This window comes from Halorhabdus rudnickae (assembly GCF_900880625.1).
Lineage (GTDB): Archaea > Halobacteriota > Halobacteria > Halobacteriales > Haloarculaceae > Halorhabdus > Halorhabdus rudnickae.
The window spans coordinates 1,442,569-1,460,659 of record NZ_CAAHFB010000001.1; the positions used below are offsets into that span (position 1 = coordinate 1,442,569).

Below are 18,091 nucleotides of genomic sequence, written 5' to 3' on the forward strand. Positions count from 1 at the left end.
GTGTTCACCCCGCTTCCCCGCCGTTGAGGCGAATACAATCTCCGGCTGGATCCCGCGTATTCGATTGCACACCGTCTCAACCACCAATTCGGTCCACGAAACTGTTCAATTCTCAACGTGCACAGCTGAGAAGAAAAGATATTTTGATCGGCTCTACATCGAATCGTCCTGATGTCGGACGAACCGCCAGAATTTCTCGACCAGTTGATCGAAGCCGATCCGGAATTCGGTGAGCCAGTCGGAGAGGCGTTCGAACAGGCCCTCACTGACGGCGAACTCCCGCCCAAAACGAAGTTCCTGATCATGATGGCTCTTGACGCGGCGGCGGGCCACGAGGAGGGCGTCGAGAACCTCGCGGAGCAAGCACGTTCGGCAGGGGCCTCCGACGCGGAAATCTTGGAAACGATCGAGGTCGTGACGATGACGAATGGGTTTCAGGGGCTCGCGACCGGCAGTGCGGCCTTGCAGTAATAGGCACCATCCAATCTTCCTCATCTGTGCAGTGGCAAATACACGGGATTCTAGAATTGCGTGACGAATACCTTGACCCTTGCGGGCGGGGTAGAAGCCGACACTCTATTTTACCGTTCTATGACGCCCTGGCGTCGCATCGAAACGTGGTGACTCGGTTGAGGCGCTTTGCTTCCAAAACCGATTTTCAGAGCCCTGAACGTGTGTTCTCGTCTTCCGGCGTCCCGTCGAGTTCGGACCCACACCACGGACAGAAGGCGAGGTCCGTGTCTTCGAGTTCGTGCCCGCAGTGGGGGCACTGCTGGCCCGTCTCGACCGCGGTTCGGTTTTGGGCCTGGCGGGCGATGACGTAGGCGTCGAAGACGTTCAGCGTTCGCAACGCGAGAATGACAAGCGAGAGGTCCGTCGGCAGGTTCCGGCTGGCTGCCATCACTGCGTCGAACGTGACTTCCTGCGGGACGATCGATGGCGGGAGCAGAAAGGAAACGACCGCCACCATGAGCGCGAGCCACATCCCCATGCGGAGCCACTCCCGAAGGTACGCGTGGCCAAGGCCCGGAAAGAGCACCGAGAGCGCAGCCGCAACCCACGGTCGTCGACGCTTGTGTGTCTCGTTCACTGTCCGACTAGGGGCAGTCCGTGGACGTTAACCTTTCCAAGTCCCACCGGACGCCCGGTCACCCGATCCGGGCTCAGCACCGACCGCCTCGACTGCGATCAGACGCCGTTCAGCTCTGAGACGAGTTCGGCAAGCGTCGCCAGGTCGTACTGTCCGGGTGCTGTCGCCTCGGCCGGATCAACCGGCGCGTACCCGATCCGCGAGCCATAGAGCGGCGCGACCGCTCGGGAGTGCCGGCCCGCCTCGCCCATCGCCATCGTCGCGACGGTTTCTCCCTCAACGGTCGCCGCCCGTGTCGCCACCAGCAGGTCGAGCACGTCGTCGGGCGTCTCGGCCGTGACGGCGAGTTTGCCGACATCGCCGTACTCACAGGCCGTCCGGAGGGCAGCCTGCAACTCGCCCATCGGCGGCGTCCCCTCGAAGTCGTGCGTCGAGACGATCACACTGACGTCGTGTTCCCGAGCGGTCTCGATGACGCGATCGGCCGCGCCCTCGCGAGCGCTCTGTAGTTCCACGTCGACGGCGGCGACGGCATCGTCAGTGACCGCTGCCTCCAGGGCCGCCAGCCGACCATCCGCCTCGGCCTCCCCACCCTCCCACTCGGGGCGGTTGGTCACCAACAGCGGTAATTCGCCGCCGTAGTCCGACAACTGCGAAAGGGGGTCGGCCGCCATGTCCATCCGCAACTCGACCAGGTCGGCGTGCTCGCGGGCCGCCGGCTCGTCGTCCAGATCCGCCGTAGCAGCCGCCAGTCGAAACGACTCGAAGTTCATATCGGGCCTGGGTCGCCAGTTGGCAAAAACGCCCCGTCTCGATTATCTCCGAAATCTCTGTGCTTCGAGGCTCAGGGAGTTACCGCCCTCGACCAGTGTCACCGCTATCCGCTGTGACTGAATGGGACGTCTCTCTTCGACACCCATTACATCTATTACTCGTTGTTACATAGGTTTCGTCATGCCCATCGACATCAAACACTTCGAAGAACGTCCCATCGAGGAACTCAAGGCGGGTGGACGAACAAACGCGGAGGAAATCCTTTCCTTTCTCGCTTCGTCACCGGACCAAGCGTACACGCCAAAGGAGATCCACGAGGCCACTGGCGTCAAACGAGGGAGCGTCGGTGTCGTCCTCTCTCGTCTCGAGGGACGGGGACTCCTGAGACACCGGGGGGATTACTGGACGATTGCCGACGACGTGGACGTGGGAACGACGCTGAGTGCGATGTCGACCGCGCGGACGGCATCTGATCGCCTCGGATCGGAAGACCCCGACGAGTGGGGCCCCGGCGTAGACGAAAACGAGGGATGAGTCACGAACAGGGAGCGGTTTGGTGGGGGCCAGCACCACACAAAGCCGATCCGGCGTACCGCCCCTGGCTGGTTGTCAGCGATACCGCCCATCCGTTTGCGGACGTCGAGTCGATCGTCGTCGGGATGACGACCCAACGACATCCAGACGGGATTGTCGTCCCCGACGACGCGTGGATCCGGGGCGGATCAGAGAAACGTGCGTACATTTCACCATAGTACGTGATGACGATCAAGGACCGCGACCTCGAGGACCACCAGGGGACACTGACCCCTGCCTTGGTCACGGAAGCGATCGACGCACTCCAGCAGTATCTCCCTGCGCCCACCGGCTAAGTCGCCATCTCTGCTCGATGGGCGACAGCAGTCGCGCTACTTCGTCGAGAACTGCCGGCAGTGTTCACTCCTGCGCTTCGAGCGGTACGTGCATCGCCGCGTAGCCGTCCGCTGTCTCCCGTACCGACTCGACTGCGTACAGTCGCAACTCCCGCTCCTGTTTCGTCCGGACGGGCGTTTCGTAGTGCTCGTTCTCGTAGGCGAGATCCGCTCCCTCGGCCTCCTGTTCGGTGACCCACTCGCGGTGACGTTCGAGCCGTCGGGTCGCACGCTCGCGGGACCGTTCGGCAACCCCCTCGATACGGTCGTCGAACGTCGCCCGGAGGTCGGCGTCGCGTTCGTAGCCGACCGAGTTTCGACCGGCCAACAGTGTCGCGAGCGTCGTCGTCCCGGTCCCCCAGAAGGGATCGAGGACGGTGTCGCCGTAGACGGAAAACATCCGGATCAAGCGAAGCGGGATTTCGATCGGGAACGCGCCAGAACGGTCACGGACGCTCTCGGCGAGCGTCTGATCGGTCCCCCGAACGTCCCAGAGGTCGGAGAACCAGCGATTGCGCTCCTCCCAGAAATAGGCGCTCTCGTAGCGCGCCTCGTCGCGGGGCGGAAACGAACGACGTTCGCCGTTGCGAAAGAGCAGAATCGACTCGTGTTCGAGAGTCGGGTAGGCGTTCGGCGGAAGCATGCCCGATCCCATGAACTTCGCGGCGCTGTTGGCGGGTTTGCGCCAGACGACGTCCGGCAGCACGTCGAATCCCAGGTCACACATTCGATCCGTGATCTCGGCGGCGTTTGGGTACTGCTGGAAGCGCTCCAGCGTGCGCGTGGCGTCGCCGACGTTGATCGCAGCCATACCCCCGTCGACGAGCACGCGTCGGAGTTCCGTCCAGACCGTCCCGAGGAGGTCGTGCATCAGCTCGAAGGCCCGCTCGCCGTTCTCGGCGGCGAGCGCGTCGCCGATCGCGGGATCCTGTGCGGTGAAAGCGTCGTCCCACATCTCGATCATCGGATACGGCGGCGAGGTGACGACGAGGTCGACCGAGTCCGACGGGAGATCCAGCTCGCGGGCGTCCCCCGTGACGACCGCGTGGGTGGTTTCCATATCCGGGAGTAGTCCCGAGGAGTGACGTGGTTTGTGATCCGAACCGACGGTCGGATCGGTAGCGACCGGGACTGGGGACGAATCGACGTGACCGTCGAATCGAGTCGAAAAGAGACTGCGACAGACGGCCTACAAGGCAGCGAGGTTCACTGGTTCAGCATCGACTGCAGTTCGTTGACCTTCGCGGACTGTTGCTGGTTGGCGGCGGCGATGTCCTCGATCTCCTCGGCAACCTCTTCGGCAGTCTCTGCGGTCCGGTCGACCATACTGGCGACTTCCTCGGTGGAAGCGGCCTGATCGTCGGTGGCCTCGGCAACCTCCTGGGCACCCTCGGCGGCCTCGGTGACAGCCTGGTCGATCTTCTGGAGAATGTCGACGGTCTCGCCCACCTGATCGATCCCCGCCTCGACCTGTTCGTTGGCCTCTTCGATACTCTCGACGGTGCTTTCGGTGTCGGCCTTGATGTCGGCGACCATGGCCTCTATCTCCGTGGCGTTCTGCTGAGACTCCTCGGCGAGACTCTTGACCTCGTCGGCGACGACAGCAAAGCCCTCACCGGCCTCGCCGGCGCGGGCAGCCTCAATGGAGGCGTTCAGCGCCAGCATGTTCGTCTGGTCGGCGATGTCGTTGATCACCTCGACGATCTCGTCGATCTCGTCGATGCGCTCGCGCAACTGCTCGACGTCTGTCGAGACGTCCTTGTTCGCGTCGTCGACGGACTCCATGGCGTCGATCGCGTCGTCAGCGACGTCCCGTCCCTGGTCGGCCAGCTGGCTGGCCTGCTGGCTGACGGCCTTGACCTCGTTGGCGCTCGAGGCGACCTCCTCGACCGTCGCCGAGAGGTTCGACACCTCGCCGGCGACCTCTTGCATGTTTGTCGACTGTTCCTGAGCGAGGTCGGTGATCTGTTGGGAACTCCGCGAGACGTTCTCGGATGTCTGCAATAGCTCGTCGATCGCGCTCCCGAGTTCCGTCGAGGACACCGAACTGACGCCGTCGAGATCAGCGCCCGCGTTACCCGAATCTGATGCCATATACCTAAAGGAGTTCGTGCAGGCGGATTAAACGTGACCCTTCGGTTATCAGGTCTGATAGGATTCGGTGCTGGTCCGTAATCGGCCGGCCAGCTGCGAGCCCGATCAGGCCGCGGGGATCGACTGCTCGGCTTCCAGCAGTTCGTGATAGCGGTTGCGGATGGTGACCTCGGAGATGTCCGCGACCTCGCTGACGGCCGCCTGGGTCGTCTTCTCGTTGGTCAACAGGGAGGCGGCGTAGATCGCTGCCGCGGCGAGGCCGACGGGGCTCTTCCCGGAGTGGACGCCCTCCTCCTTGGCGTTCTGGAGGAGTTCACGGGCACGGCGCTCGGCCTCTTCGCTCAGTTCGAGATCGGACGTAAAGCGCGGGACGTAACTTTCGGGGTCGGCCGGCTTGACCTCGAGACCGAGTTCACGGACGACGTAGCGGTACGTCCGGGCGATTTCGTCTTTCTCGACGCGGGAGACCTCGGTCAGCTCGTCGAGGCTGCGCGGGACGCCAGCCTGGCGTGCGGCGGCGTATACCGAGGCCGTCGAGACACCCTCGATGGAACGACCGGGGAGCAAGTCCTCGTCGAGGGCGCGCCGATAGATGACCGAGGCCGTTTCGCGGACGCTCTCGGGCAGACCAAGCGCCGACGCCATGCGGTCGATCTCGCCTAAGGCCTGCTTGAGGTTGCGCTCCTTGGAGTCACGCGTCCGGAAGCGCTCGTTCCACTTCCGGAGGCGCTGCATCTTCTCGCGCTGGCGGGCACCCAGAGAGTTGCCGTAGGCGTCCTTGTCACGCCAGTCGATGTTGGTCGAGAGCCCCTTGTCGTGCATCATGTTGGTGGTGGGGGCGCCGACGCGTGATTTCTGGTCTTTCTCTTTGGCGTCGAAGGCGCGCCACTCCGGCCCGGGGTCAATCTCGTCTTCCTCGACCACCAGGCCACAGTCAGTACAGACGGTCTCGCCGCGTTCGGTGTCAGAAACGAGATTGCCGTCGCACTCCGGACAGGAGACGTCTGTCGATTCCTCTTGCTCTTCGGTCACTGCCGACGATTTCTCGAGTCGCGCTCGTGTGTTTGTTTCGCTCATGAGTGTGAAGACGAATACGATCCGGGCGGAGACGTCGAAAACCCGGGCGTTCGATCGGTGAACGATAGGTTATTCCGAAAACTGTAAAAGTGTTTTGGTACCCTACGAAGTCCCGGCGTTCTGGCGTCCCTGTATACTATTTGGGAACTATTCACACCCCCATTAAAGTATACAACAGTTCGGTTCACACCCCGCTCGCTCGTGGAGGGAGCTCTAGTACTCGGCGGGTCGAACGAACTCACCCCAAGTCGAGACGCCGAGCGCTCGCCCAGTAAGGACGCCAATTACTGGATCAGAGATACCCCTGGGGGACGGTCCGTCTCAGTCCTGACACGCGGCAGACTCGACGCTCCCCTCGGCCTCGGCGCTCTCCTCGACGGCGGTCGTCAGCGAGACGTTGAGCCAGGCCATCGAGACGAGACCACCGACAATCGTGACGGCGTTTTTCACCGCGTGATCGACGATCGCAACACCTAGCGCGACGGCTGCCCCGACCGGCGTGAGTCCGACGACGATCAGCGTGAACGCCCCCTCGTAGAGTCCGACGCCGCCCGGCGATAGCGGGAGCACCTTCGCGAGGTTGCCGACGCTGACGGCGAAGAAACAGACGACGCCGAGCGTGACGATCGACAGTGAGACGTCGAAGGCGGCGAAGACGACGATCGCCGTCACCACGTCGATGGTCCAGATCAGGACGCTGGAGGCCGCGACGCGGGCGAAAGCGCGTGAGTCGCTTGCAATCCGCTGGACATCCCCGACGAAGCTCTCGATGACGCCCGCCACGTACTCGGCGTAGGCGTCGTCACTGAGGCGGGTGAGGACGTCCCGAACGTAATTTTGCTCCGAGCGGGCCGTCAGGACAATCACGGCCGTCACGGCGATGGCCGCCAGTCCAACCCCGGCAGCGACGAGCAATCCGAGCCGGCCACTCTCACGGCCGTTCGTCAGTTCGGCACTCAACCCAGCGAGGCGAGCCGGATCGCCGACGGCCAGACCGACCAACATGACACCCGCCAGCGCGGCTATCGTCAGTAGGTCAAAAACGCGTTCGACTGCAAGCGACGCGAACCCGGACGGATACGGGATCGTTCGTCGGGCTTTCATCACGTACGCACGGATCCCGTCGCCCAGTCTGGCCGGGAACACGAGGTTGCCGGTCTGGCTGATGAAGATCGCTCCCGTCAGGAAGCCTACGTCCGAAGAAAACCCGAGTTCGGCGAGGATATCCCGGTAGCGATAGCCACGGAGCGGCCAGGAGGTCAGATAGACGAGTCCGGACAGGACGATCAACAGTGGGTCGGCCCCACGCATCTCCGCAAGGACTGTCGAAGGATCGAGATACACCGTCATCAGCGCCAGCGCGACGATGACCAGGACCGTCCCCGCGGCCATGCTCCGGGTGCGCGTGATCCGTGGACTCACCGATAGTTGCCAGAACGTCCGCATAATCTGGCTGCCCATCCCGAAGACGTCCCGAACGAGATCGACTTTCGAGTCGCCCTTTGGCGTCCAGGAGACCGGGAACTCCGTGACGTCGAACCCGCGACGCTGGGCGCGCACGAGCAGTTCCGTGTCCCAAAACCAGTGTTCGTCCTCGACCTCGTCGACCAGCGCCTCGAAGGCCTCGCGGTTGATCGCCTTGAAGCCACACTGGTGGTCCTGTAAGTCCGACCGGAGGAACAGGCGCACGAGCGTGTTGTACCCGAGACTCGGGATCCCGCGTTTCTTCGGCCGATCGGCCTGACTGTCCGGCAGCCACCGCGACCCCGTTGCCACATCGTAGCCCTCCGTGCGGACGCTCTCGATCAATTCCTCGAGGTGGGCCATGTCCGTGGCGAGGTCGGTATCGAAGTAGACGAGGGTCTCTCCCTCGGCCCGCTGGAAGGCATACTCCAGGGCGGCGCCGCGGCCCAGCCGCTGGTCGCTGTGGACGTGCCGGACGCGGTCGTCCTCGTTCGCCAACCGGGTGGCGATCTCGGGGGTTCGGTCCGCACAGCCGTCCTCGGCGACGATCACCTCGAAGCTTCCCCTTGGGAGAAACGTTTCGAGGCGGTCCAGCGTCTCGGCGACGGTCCGCTCGATGGTGTCCTCCTCGTTGTACGCCGGGAGGACGACGCTGACCGCGACGTCCGACTCCATTGATAGTTCGTCGGCCAGCGTGGGTCAAGAACCTTCTGATACGATAGGTCAGAAAACACCCGATCAAGACGCGACTGATCGAGCAATGTCCAGAGTGTGAATTAGCAAGCCCTAACCCGATCACGGCTCCGCCAACGTATAGATGGGACGACGATCGGGCGTGCCACCTTGGGCGAACGACCGGAGGTCGAGATACCGGTGAACCCACTCGCGTCGATCCGCCGGGAAGCGGCGGCACTGTGGAGCGATGGGAGAGGCTGGTCGCTGAGCGTCGTCGCCGGCACGTGGGGGCTGTTGCTCGGGGTACGGATGATCTATCCAGTCCTCCTGCCCTCGATCCGGGAGACGTTCGATCTCTCGCTGACCGTCGCCGGTCTACTGGTTACCATCCTCTGGCTGGGATCCGCTATCGGGCAACTCCCGAGCGGGATGCTCGCCGACCGCTACAGCGAGCGAAGTGTCATGGCGGCGGGCGTACTGGTCGCCGCGCTGGGGGTCTCGCTGGTCGTTCTCGCGCCGACGGCCGCCGTGCTGTTCGGGGCGACGGCACTCGTCGGTCTCGGGCAGTCGCTGTACCCGATTGCTCGGATCACGATCCTCACCGACATGTATCCCGACCGGATCGGCAGCGCACTCGGCGTGACGATGGCGACCGGCGACCTCGGGCAGACAGTCTTCCCGCCGATCGCGGGGGCCGTAGCCGCCGCGGTCGCCTGGCAGGCCGGTCTCGGGATGATGATTCCCGGCCTCCTCGTCGGAGCGCTCGCACTCGTGGTCGTACTCCCGGCACAGACTGGCGCTACGGGGAGTGAAACGGAAGACGGCGGGACACTACGGGAGCTTATCGCCGACCTCCGGGAGGGTGACATCCTCTTTTTTGCGTTCATCCTCTTTCTGTACATTCTCGTCTGGCAGTCGTTCACGAGCTTCTACCCGACGTATCTCGCCGAACAGAAACCACTCTCGGAGACGACAGCGGGACTTCTCTTTAGCCTGTTTTTCGCCGTCGGCGTCGTCGTGAAACCGGCCGCGGGGGTCGCCTACGACCGGATCGGGCCGCGCCGCTCGCTGGTGGCGGTGCTCTCCGGCCCGGTGCTCGGGCTGGCAGCACTGCCACTCGTCGACAGCCTCGCGGGAATTATCGTCATCACCGCCCTCGTGAGCACGATGCTCGGATCGGGCGCGATCACGCAGTCGTTTCTCTCGGAGGCATTCTCCGAGGAGGCCCGCGGGACTGGTCTCGGCATTGTCCGGACGACGGCAGCAACGCTGGGCGCAGCGGGGCCCCTGGTCTTCGGGCTGATCGCCGATCGCGGGTTCTTCGACGAGGGGTACTTCCTGCTCGCGGGGCTGATGGCCGTCATCGTTCTTCTCACGTTGCAGTTCTTCGAGGAGTGAGCTGTCGATCGAGCGCAAGCGAGCAGAGATCGCCCTCAACTCGGCGACTCACGACCGACCGTCGTGAACGCGTCCAGATCCGCCTCCTCAATGTCCGGCAGTGACTCGTAGGGCTGATCAACCACAATGTTCCCCGCGGTCTGTGAACCGATACCCGGGATCGCCTGTAGTTCGTCCATCGACGCCACGTTGAGATCCAGGGGATGGGGCACGCCCGTCACGGAGCGATACCCGTGGTCGGTGATCGCCACGTCGATCGTCTTCCCGAGAGGGCGCTCGCCCGGAACCCCGACGAGCAGCGGGTAAGTCCCCAACTGGCGGCCGAAGGTCTTGCCGTCCTGGTGGTATTCGAGGTGAACGTCCGGCAGGACCGTGCCCGGCGGGGCGACGCGCTGGAGCATCGGGTTGTCGATCGTCTCCCGCACATCTCGCTTGTACTCTTTGAACTGGCGCTTGTGATCGTGGGCGATCTCGGCGCCCGTCTCGTCCATTTCGGTCCCCGGGAACGCCATGACCTGGCGGATGTTCACCCGCCGGATCATGAGCCCCTCCTCGAGGATCCGCTGGAGGAACCGCTTGTTGTGCTCGAAGGTCTCGCTCGTCTCGCCCTTCAGTCCATGGACGAGATTGATCCCCGGCAGGAGTTTCGGGAGCCGGGACGCGGCGTCGTCGCCGAAGTTGGGTGCGCTATCCCTATCTTCTCCCGGTCTCCAACCGCCTTCCTCGTTGACGATCCGGACCGCTTCCAGCGCCTCCTCGGCGGTGACATTCAGGTTGTTGTCGCTCTGGACGGCGGGATCGGCCGACTCGACGCCGAAGGCGGCAGTGTCGCCGGGTGTGTTGTGCTCGGCGATGATCCGGATGCCCTCCCTGGCTTTCTCGGGCCACTCGACGACTGTGATCGGGTTCATATTGTCCAGATGCAGCGTCTCCAGCTCGGGCGCCACCTCGCGGATCCCGCCGTACAGCTCCCGGAGTGCCTCGAGATTCGGCGCTTCGCCGTCCCCCCCATAGGCGAGGATGTCGGCCTGCCGGCCAAGCCGGAAGTTGGCGACGCCGTGATCGGCCAGTGCGTCGACCTCGCTGACGACTGCCTCGGGTTCCCGGAAGGAGGCGTCGCCGTACAGCGGCTCCGTACAGAACGAACACCGGTAGGCACACCCCCGGCCGGTCTCGATCTCGCAGATGAGATAGTCCGGATGGTTGGGGTGTTGTTCGACGATGAACGCACCCTTCTGTGCCCACCGGGATGACTCTTCCATCGTGCGATAGCGGGGGTCGAACCCCTCCAGGCCGTTCGCGACGAGATCGAAGGCAGCGGCCTCGACGTCAGCACCGGCGAGAAAATCGAAGTCCAGGTCGTCGCGTTCGGGTTCGCTCGCCCCCTCGTTCTCCTCGCCGACGCCGAAGCGGACCGGGCCACCCATGAGACTCGTGCCGTCGGCCGTCCAGGCGATCCGGCGGACTTCGTCGGGTTCGGCCGGCGTCCCGCCGACGTAGTTTCCGGGGACGGTCATCCCGCCGACGTAGATCGTGAGATCGGCCTCCTCGACCGCTTGCCAGCGGCGTTTCTCCTCGCGGAGTCCGTCGATCGTGTGGTACGTGATCGCGTCGTGAGAGACGCCAGCATCGACCAGCGCGCCGGCGACGTACCGGGGATACGTGGAGATATACGGGGGGACCCCGAAGTGGGCCGGTTCGTCGACGTAGCCGTCGACAATCGTCACAGCGAGATCCGCAGGGTCAGTCATCGAGATCGGATAGCCGTCCGAGGCGTAAAACCGTGTCTCCACGCACACGACGGCGTCCGGACCACACTCAAGCCGGCGTAACCGGTATCCGTCATCCGCGCCAACGCTCGACCATGCCAGCAACCGAGGAAGTCCGTTGTACGGCCGAGGAGTGTTTTCTCGACATGTTCGAGGTCCACTACACCTACGACCTGCCCGACGATCACGGCATCGAGGACCTTTCGTGTCCGGTCTGTGGCGGGTCGGCCCTGGAGGCCATCGAACTGTAGGAAAGCGGTTACGGTGCCCCGCAAGCCGACCGTCCCGATCACCGCCGGATAGGTACCTCCGTCCGTCTGTACTCGGCAGCTACTTTTTTAACCCCGGGAATTACCAGTACATATTGAGCGGTCAGTAGGCCGATGCTTACCATTACTATGTACGTATCTGTGGGTTACCATATATAGATGGATATGTAATATTAAATTACAAACCGGTGTGCCGGACACGCCTCATGTGCATGTCCGAGGTAACGACGATGGACCGGTCGAGTTGGTTCAGTTTCGAACAGGGAGACATGACGATATTCATCTTCGTGATGGCCCTCAGCGGCCTGCAGTACGCGATAACGGAGATCATCCCGGGGTTCGACGTCGGGCCGCTGGAGATCGGCGTCGGCGACTTCATCTTCATCCCGATCGTCCTCGTGTTGCTGTTCCGGACGTTCTGGGCCGCCCTCGCCGTGCCGGTCGGAGAGATCGTCTTCGAAGACATCCTGCTGGGTGACTTCAACGGACTCGGCGTGATGGAGGATCTGCTGTTGGTCTCGACGGCGTTTTTCTTCGCCGCCCTCTTGCTGCGAGATCCGGAAAACAGAGTGCAACTCGCGGTCGTCGTCCTGATCGCGGAGGGACTCAACGAGTTCCTCGCGATGTTCGTCGACGTGGGGAAGGTGTACGTCGGGGTCGAAGAACTGGAGGCAGTTCCGGGTCTCCCCGAGAGTGTCCTGGTTCTGGAAGGGGTCGATTTCGCGGTACAGATGGCTATCACGGGAATCCTGTTCGGCGTCGTCCCCGCGCTGTACCTGTATCCGAAACTCCACGGGAAGATCGAACCATTGCTGGGTATGGAACCGTACCGCGGGACGCCCGGAGCCTCCATGTTGGAAGGGTTCTCCTGGAAAGCAGCTACGATGGCCTTGATCGCGTTCCCGCTCGCGTTCGCGTTCGCCGCCGCGGGCGAGGCCGGCTTCGGTTTCAACATCGTCTGGGAGGCGGAGTTCCTGGAGACCTACGGACAGCCCTTCATCCTGGTCCCGGTCGCCGTCGCGGCGGCGGTCGCACTCGTCGTCTGGCAACTCGCGAAACGGCGGTCCGCCTGAGACCATGTCCGGGACACAAGCGGCGATCGACGTCTCCGGGTTCTCCTTCAGGTACCCCGGGGCCGAGGAGCCGACACTCACCGACGTGGACTTGCGGATCGACAGCGGCGAATTCGTCGCCGTCCTGGGTGGGAACGGCTGTGGCAAGACGACGCTCTGTAAGACGTTCAACGGCCTCGTCCCGCATTTCTTCGAGGGGGAATTCGACGGAGCAGTGACCGTGGCTGGACAGGAGACGCGGGGGGCCTCTGTCGCCGAGCTATCCCGTGAAGTCGGCTACGTCTTCCAGGAGTTCGAGAACCAGCTCGTCACGCCGACGGTGTTCGAGGAGTTGACCTTCGGTCCGCTGAACTACGGCCGGGAAGACTATCGCGAACGCGCGTTCGAGACGCTGTCGGCCCTGGACGTCGCGGACGTCGACGATCGCTTCATCTGGGAACTCAGCGGCGGCCAACAGCATCTGGTGGCGCTCGGAGCGGCGCTGTCGATGGAGCCGAGCGTCCTCGTCGTCGACGAACCGGCGGCCCAGCTCGATCCCGGCCACGCCCGGGACACCTACGAACGCCTGCGGGCACTCAACGACGCGGGGATGACGATCGTCGTCATCGAGCACCACACCGAGTTCGTCGCCGAATACTGTGACAGCGTCGCCCTGGTCGCGGACGGCACGGTTCGCTGGAAACGACCGACTGGCCGAGCCCTCAACCGGATCGAAGAGTTGCGCGAACAGCGAATTCATCCACCCCAGGTGACGCGGGTCGCCGAACGGACGCTCGGAGAACCGTCGCTCCCGACGACGGACGCCGAGGGCATCTCACGGCTGCGATCGCTGGAAACCACCGACTCGACGCTCGGGTTCGATGGCCCGACACCCCGACCGTCCGGGGACCCACTCGTTTCCTTTCGGAACGTCGAACACGGATACTCGACACTCCGGGACGGCGACATACCGGTGCTGGAGGGGCTTTCGCTGGACATCTATCCCGGCGAGCGCGTCGCCCTGATCGGTGCCAACGGGGCCGGAAAGTCCACGCTGTTACGGTTGCTGACCGGACTCGAACGACCGGACCGCGGCGACGTCGTCGTGGATGGGATCGACACCAGCGACGTACTGCCGGAGGACCTCGCGGAAGACGTGACGTACGTCGATCAGAACCCCGAGGAGATGTTCATCCGGGACACCGTCAGGGGCGACATCGCGTACTTCTTAGAGGAGCGCGGGTTCGAGGGCGTCGCGGACCGGGTCGACGAAATCGTCGAGTTCCTGAATCTGGAGTCGCTACAGCACCGCGACGGCCGCCTTCTCAGCGTGGGCGAACAGCGGCGTGCCTCCCTGGGGATCGGGCTGGCGACCGACCCGGCGATCGCGCTGTTCGACGAACCGACCGGGAGTCTCGACCTGGCGAGTCGCCGCGAGGTCGATCGGACCATCGAGCGTGCGGACGACCGGGTCGAGACCACGATCGTCGCCACGCACGACCTCGAACTCGTCGCTGAGTGGGCGACCCGCGTCGTCGTCTTACAGGACGGGGTCGTTCGGGCGGACGGCCCGCCACGGGAGATCCTGGCGGACCGGACCCTGCTGATCGAGGCCGGTCTTCGACCACCGCAGGTCGTCCGTCTCAGCCGGAAACTCGGACTCTCCCCGGTTGCACTGACGGTCCCGGAGTTGGCCGCCCGTCTCGACCGGCCGAGGGGTGAGCCAGAGGTGTCCGACAGATGAGTTACGAGCGGGACCTCCGCGATGCGCTGTCGATCGAGGCACTCAAGGAGGACTTGCTCCGGACGGCCTACGACAACGAGGGGACGCTGTTCGACCGCCTCGACCCGCGGGTGCTTCTGGCGTGGTACGCGGCCTTCCTCGTCATCCCGTGGCTGTTTTACGATCTCCGCATCCTCGGCGGCCTCCTAGCGTTCGTCTCGCTTTTGGCTATCGTGTCACGGGTGAGCAAGTACCTCGTCGGACTGCTGGCGCTTGGGGTGTTCACGAACGTCGTCCTCTATGCCGTCGTGACGGTGTTGCTCGGTGGGGACTTCGTGGGGAGTACGATGGCGCTGTTGCCCTATACGACGAAGTTGACCATCATCTCGGTGACGTCGATCGCCGTCTTCTCGGGGATGTCCCCGAAGAACATTAGCCGGGCGTTCATGAGCATCGGCGTCCCCCGGCAGTTCACCTTCGCCATCAGCTACGGCTACCGGATGTTGCCGGTCCTGATCGAGGAGTATCACGACCTCGTGAACACGTATCGACTCCGAAGCGACGCACCGGACACCCCCGGGTTGTTCCGGTGGCGTCACTACCGGTATCTCCTCGTCCTCTCGATACGGGCGTTTTACCCCATGATATTCAACGTCGCCAAACGGAGTCGCGTCACCGTCGAAGCTCTTGAGACGCGGGGGTTCTCCCACTCGCTAAATCACGACGGGAGTCGGGAGTTACAGCTCAGTGCCCTCGGGATCAAACGCTTCGACGTGCTCTTCGTTCTCGGCTCGGCGATCGTGGTCTGCGGGATCGTCGTGCCGTTCCGGTAGCCTCGCGATATCGTTTTCGCTCACGTACTCGCGGAACCACCGGAGACGAGCGAGACGAGTTCCCGGTGGATGTGTGGGTTGGAAGCCAGCACCATCTCGCTGTTGTCCCCGTCCAGCCGCTCGATCCGGGTCACTTCGCCGCCGGCCTCCTCGACGAGCAGCGTTCCCGCGGCGGTGTCCCAGACCCGGAGCATCCGTTCGAAGAACACGTCGAAGTAGCCCGCGGCGACCATCGACAGTTCCGCCGCGGCCGATCCGAGCCGTCTGACGCCCTGTGTCCGGTCGATGAACGCCCGGAACTGCGTCAGATCCTGTGCCTCCATGGTCATCGGATCGAACCCGGTTGCGACCAGCGCCTCCGAGACCGACCGCGTCTCCGAGACCGACAGCGGTGTGCCGTCCGCGAACGCCCCCTCGCCTTCGACTGCCGTGAACACCGTCTCGGTCGGCCCATAGTAGACGACGCCGACGTCCTTGGCCTGGTTCCCCTCGAAGGCGATCGAGATCGAGTAATGTGGGACGCCGTTGCGGTAGTTGACAGACCCGTCGAGCGGGTCGACGACCCATCGCGGCTTGGTGGCAAACTCGGGGGACAGTTCGTCGGAAACGACCGCCTGTTCGGGGAAGTGTCGGTCGAGCTCCGTCAGGATCGCCTCCCCGACGGGACGTTCGTACTCGGCCGTTGACGTCGGCCCCGACGGACCGGGCGTCGCCGTCCGCGGGGGATGGGTCGCAAGTACCTCTGCCCCGCGACGCACGGCCAGCAATGCGGCCCATAGCTGTGGGTACCGTTCCATAGGCCGTCATCCGCACCCGACACTAATGACATTACTATGATATCTATGGACCGCTGGGGAGGACTCGATAGCCGTTTTGGCAACGTCGAACGGGTCGTGTTTAGTTTAGCGAGTTCGACCATGTTGCGAAGCTTTGAAGCCACTTTTCGGCTGTTTCCGGTTCAGCGTGACTGAAACAGTTTGAGAACGAAGAGGTACGGCGTTTTACCTCACGAAAGATACGTTCGACGCTGTTCCGATTTCCGCTGCGTTCAACGTGAAATCGGAGCCCCGCTCGTTGCAGCGCAGTTTGGAGATGTTGGGCTCCATCGACGAGAAACACAGCGTTTTCGACATCGTGTTTTTCGCGGAGTTCCTGCAGGAACATCTCAGTCAACGCAGTCGTAGTCGTCGAATATAGCCGAATATGCAGTAATTCGTTCGTTTCCGGATTCGCCGCGGCATACAGCCAGTACTGCTGGTCGTTGATTCGAATCACTGTTTCGTCGAGCGCGATTTGATTCGGGGATTTCCCGCTGGCTGTAGATCGGCCTTTTGAGTCCAATCGTGGATTGCTTTCTGCGAGCGTTGGACACCGAATTTCTCAAGTTCCGAAACTGTATTCGAAAGTGATAGTCCAGCCAGATGCAGGCGAATACCAAGCTCCATCAGCGGGTGCGGTGTCCGCTCGCGCTCCACAAAATCTAACTCAATCCAGTCGCTACTGCCGCTGAGGCGGGTGATTTCGGCCATGGATCATCCGAAAAATCTGCCCGCCTCACTTTTTACGCTTAACTAAACACCGCCGTCGAACGATCACTCGACGTAAAACGGTTGCGTACAGGTGCGTGCGTCGCCGTCGCCGTGGATCACAGCCCTGACGTAGGGCTCGTCGGCGACGCGTTCGTACACGACGGTGTCAGCCGTTGTGACAGTATCACCGGCCGCGATCCACTCGATCCGGGTCGCTGCGGGAGCGTCGATCGTGATCGCTCGCTCTGTGACCTGGATCGACTCGATGAACGGCGCGTGGGAATCGCCGTTGTACTGGACGTAACTCCGCCCGTGACGCAGTGCATCGCTGGCTGCCTCCTTCGTCAGTTCGGGGAGTAACAACACTAGCCGGGAGCGATCGAACCGTTTGCCGTCGGACGGCCGGGCACGTCCGTGATAATCGTCACCAGCCACCGCCCATACCGGTCGATCGGCTCCCAGTTCCGTCAGCAGTCGATCCCAGAGGGTTCGGCTCGGATACCGGTCGTGGGCGTTGAATATCTCGAGTCCCCGAAGCACGTCGAAGGACTCGAACAGCGATCGGTACTCCCCGACACTCACCGTGTCACGATATTTACTCGGATGGGGGAGGAGTGCGATGCCGTCTTGATCGGCGATCCGGTCGAGAAGGGCCCCCATTGCCTCCTGGCGGCCGTGTCCGATGTCCGTCTCGAGGCCGATGACGTCCTGGAGCGTTCCCTGAAAGCGGCCCCGCAGTTCGGTTCCCCTGAGTGCGACCAGGTCTCGCTGTGCCGGGTCGAACCCAGTCTGATCCGCTGATTCGGGGGGTTTCCCGGTCGATACATCGTCTGTTCGATCGGTCCACGGCCAGCTGGGTCGAGACAGCACGTCCGGCAGTTCCTCGTAAGCGGTGTCCTTGTACTTCGTGCGATCGACGTAGTACTCGTGCTCCGTCAACGCGAAGACAGTATACCCGGAATTCCGATACTTCCTGGCGAGAACGGCAGGAGGTGACGCCGGAGAGAGGTTATTCTTGCCCAGATCATCGATCGGAATCCGTTCGACGTCGATCGCGGGTTCGTGACTGTTCGTGTCTGCCCGAATCGTATTCCGTGGTTGGTGCGTATGGAGCTGCGTCAGATGTCGGCTGTGTTCTACCCAGTCCACCGGTTCGTACGGATGAGTGAATCCCATGCGGCTGGCAACCTGCAGTCCGCAAAAAAGGCTTGTGGTCGACCATAATTGAAAAATTATTGATTATTTTGGTGCCTAAATATCTCCGTAGACCACTCGTATCGACACTCTCGTCAGCGGGGGCCAGTCCCCCACCGACGACCCGTACCGATTGGGTCTCTTTCAAAAGACCCGGGGGGAATGTGTTGGACAGACGGGTATCAAGCACTATATATCCGAGGTTGCCTCCGGAGAGCGAGTGGGTCGACCATGGAAACCAT

General features: G+C 63.0%; 17 protein-coding genes and 1 pseudogene. 8 read left to right on the forward strand and 10 right to left on the reverse strand.

All coding sequences use genetic code 11. The annotated features are described in order from the left end of the window. The first annotated feature begins 171 nt into the window (after window positions 1-171). Complete coding sequence (locus BN2694_RS07200; protein WP_135663763.1) at window positions 172-471, forward strand: carboxymuconolactone decarboxylase family protein; 300 nt, start codon at window positions 172-174, stop codon at window positions 469-471. 187 nt (window positions 472-658) lie between these two features. Here BN2694_RS07200 and BN2694_RS07205 read toward each other — a convergent pair whose 3' ends face one another. Together BN2694_RS07205 and BN2694_RS07210 are read right to left on the reverse strand one after the other, a co-directional pair. Then, complete coding sequence (locus BN2694_RS07205; RefSeq protein WP_244605382.1) at window positions 659-1,090, reverse strand: zinc ribbon domain-containing protein; 432 nt, start codon at window positions 1,088-1,090, stop codon at window positions 659-661. A 98-nt stretch (window positions 1,091-1,188) separates the two neighbouring features. Continuing rightward, window positions 1,189-1,863 carry a type I 3-dehydroquinate dehydratase gene (locus tag BN2694_RS07210; RefSeq protein ID WP_135663764.1) on the reverse strand — a complete coding sequence of 225 codons (675 nt, stop codon included), beginning with the start codon at window positions 1,861-1,863 and terminating at the stop codon, window positions 1,189-1,191. A 181-nt stretch (window positions 1,864-2,044) separates the two neighbouring features. Between BN2694_RS07210 and BN2694_RS07215 the strand changes: the two genes are divergently transcribed. Beyond that, on the forward strand, window positions 2,045-2,398 hold the full coding sequence (locus BN2694_RS07215) for a MarR family transcriptional regulator (protein ID WP_135663765.1): 354 nt from the start codon (window positions 2,045-2,047) through the stop codon (window positions 2,396-2,398). Next, on the forward strand, window positions 2,395-2,616 hold the full coding sequence (locus BN2694_RS07220; protein ID WP_244605383.1) for a hypothetical protein: 222 nt from the start codon (window positions 2,395-2,397) through the stop codon (window positions 2,614-2,616). The genes BN2694_RS07215 and BN2694_RS07220 overlap by 4 nt, the downstream gene beginning before the upstream one ends. Before the next feature lie 181 nt (window positions 2,617-2,797). On the opposite strand, the gene BN2694_RS07225 is transcribed toward BN2694_RS07220, so the two are convergent. The 4 genes from BN2694_RS07225 to BN2694_RS07240 all read right to left on the reverse strand — a co-directional run bounded on the left by BN2694_RS07225 (window position 2,798) and on the right by BN2694_RS07240 (window position 8,082). Next, window positions 2,798-3,832 carry a DNA-methyltransferase gene (locus BN2694_RS07225; protein WP_135663766.1) on the reverse strand — a complete coding sequence of 345 codons (1,035 nt, stop codon included), beginning with the start codon at window positions 3,830-3,832 and terminating at the stop codon, window positions 2,798-2,800. Between the two features lie 146 nt (window positions 3,833-3,978). Then, entirely contained in the window at window positions 3,979-4,866 is an 888-nt protein-coding gene (locus BN2694_RS07230) for a methyl-accepting chemotaxis protein (protein WP_135663767.1), read from the reverse strand. 105 nt (window positions 4,867-4,971) lie between these two features. Further along, window positions 4,972-5,943, reverse strand: coding sequence for a transcription initiation factor IIB (locus BN2694_RS07235; protein WP_135663768.1), 972 nt, complete (start codon window positions 5,941-5,943; stop codon window positions 4,972-4,974). Window positions 5,944-6,264: 321 nt separating this feature from the next. Next, window positions 6,265-8,082: a flippase-like domain-containing protein gene (locus tag BN2694_RS07240; RefSeq protein ID WP_135663769.1), complete on the reverse strand. Its 1,818-nt coding sequence runs from the start codon at window positions 8,080-8,082 to the stop codon at window positions 6,265-6,267. A 198-nt stretch (window positions 8,083-8,280) separates the two neighbouring features. Between BN2694_RS07240 and BN2694_RS07245 the strand changes: the two genes are divergently transcribed. After that, complete coding sequence (locus BN2694_RS07245; RefSeq protein ID WP_135665500.1) at window positions 8,281-9,480, forward strand: MFS transporter; 1,200 nt, start codon at window positions 8,281-8,283, stop codon at window positions 9,478-9,480. Between the two features lie 35 nt (window positions 9,481-9,515). On the opposite strand, the gene BN2694_RS07250 is transcribed toward BN2694_RS07245, so the two are convergent. Beyond that, window positions 9,516-11,231, reverse strand: coding sequence for a radical SAM protein (locus BN2694_RS07250; protein WP_135663770.1), 1,716 nt, complete (start codon window positions 11,229-11,231; stop codon window positions 9,516-9,518). A gap of 113 nt (window positions 11,232-11,344) precedes the next feature. Here BN2694_RS07250 and BN2694_RS17040 point away from each other — a divergent pair, with 113 nt between their 5' ends. The 4 genes from BN2694_RS17040 to BN2694_RS07265 all read left to right on the forward strand — a co-directional run bounded on the left by BN2694_RS17040 (window position 11,345) and on the right by BN2694_RS07265 (window position 15,126). Next, the gene (locus BN2694_RS17040; RefSeq protein ID WP_167879980.1) at window positions 11,345-11,500 is read left to right on the forward strand and encodes a DUF7559 family protein; all 156 of its coding nucleotides are present in this window, start codon (window positions 11,345-11,347) and stop codon (window positions 11,498-11,500) included. A gap of 248 nt (window positions 11,501-11,748) precedes the next feature. Continuing rightward, on the forward strand, window positions 11,749-12,591 hold the full coding sequence (locus tag BN2694_RS07255) for a hypothetical protein (protein WP_244605384.1): 843 nt from the start codon (window positions 11,749-11,751) through the stop codon (window positions 12,589-12,591). 4 nt (window positions 12,592-12,595) lie between these two features. Next, the gene (locus BN2694_RS07260; RefSeq protein WP_135663772.1) at window positions 12,596-14,314 is read left to right on the forward strand and encodes an ABC transporter ATP-binding protein; all 1,719 of its coding nucleotides are present in this window, start codon (window positions 12,596-12,598) and stop codon (window positions 14,312-14,314) included. Further along, on the forward strand, window positions 14,311-15,126 hold the full coding sequence (locus BN2694_RS07265; RefSeq protein ID WP_135663773.1) for an energy-coupling factor transporter transmembrane component T family protein: 816 nt from the start codon (window positions 14,311-14,313) through the stop codon (window positions 15,124-15,126). The genes BN2694_RS07260 and BN2694_RS07265 overlap by 4 nt, the downstream gene beginning before the upstream one ends. A gap of 20 nt (window positions 15,127-15,146) precedes the next feature. On the opposite strand, the gene BN2694_RS07270 is transcribed toward BN2694_RS07265, so the two are convergent. The 3 genes and pseudogenes from BN2694_RS07270 to BN2694_RS07280 form a co-directional block, all read right to left on the reverse strand. Further along, the gene (locus BN2694_RS07270; RefSeq protein WP_135663774.1) at window positions 15,147-15,923 is read right to left on the reverse strand and encodes an inositol monophosphatase family protein; all 777 of its coding nucleotides are present in this window, start codon (window positions 15,921-15,923) and stop codon (window positions 15,147-15,149) included. 100 nt (window positions 15,924-16,023) lie between these two features. Next, window positions 16,024-16,655 (reverse strand): annotated as a pseudogene (locus BN2694_RS07275) (IS6 family transposase). 63 nt (window positions 16,656-16,718) lie between these two features. Beyond that, window positions 16,719-17,831 carry a PHP domain-containing protein gene (locus BN2694_RS07280; protein ID WP_135663775.1) on the reverse strand — a complete coding sequence of 371 codons (1,113 nt, stop codon included), beginning with the start codon at window positions 17,829-17,831 and terminating at the stop codon, window positions 16,719-16,721. Window positions 17,832-18,091 lie beyond the last annotated feature (260 nt).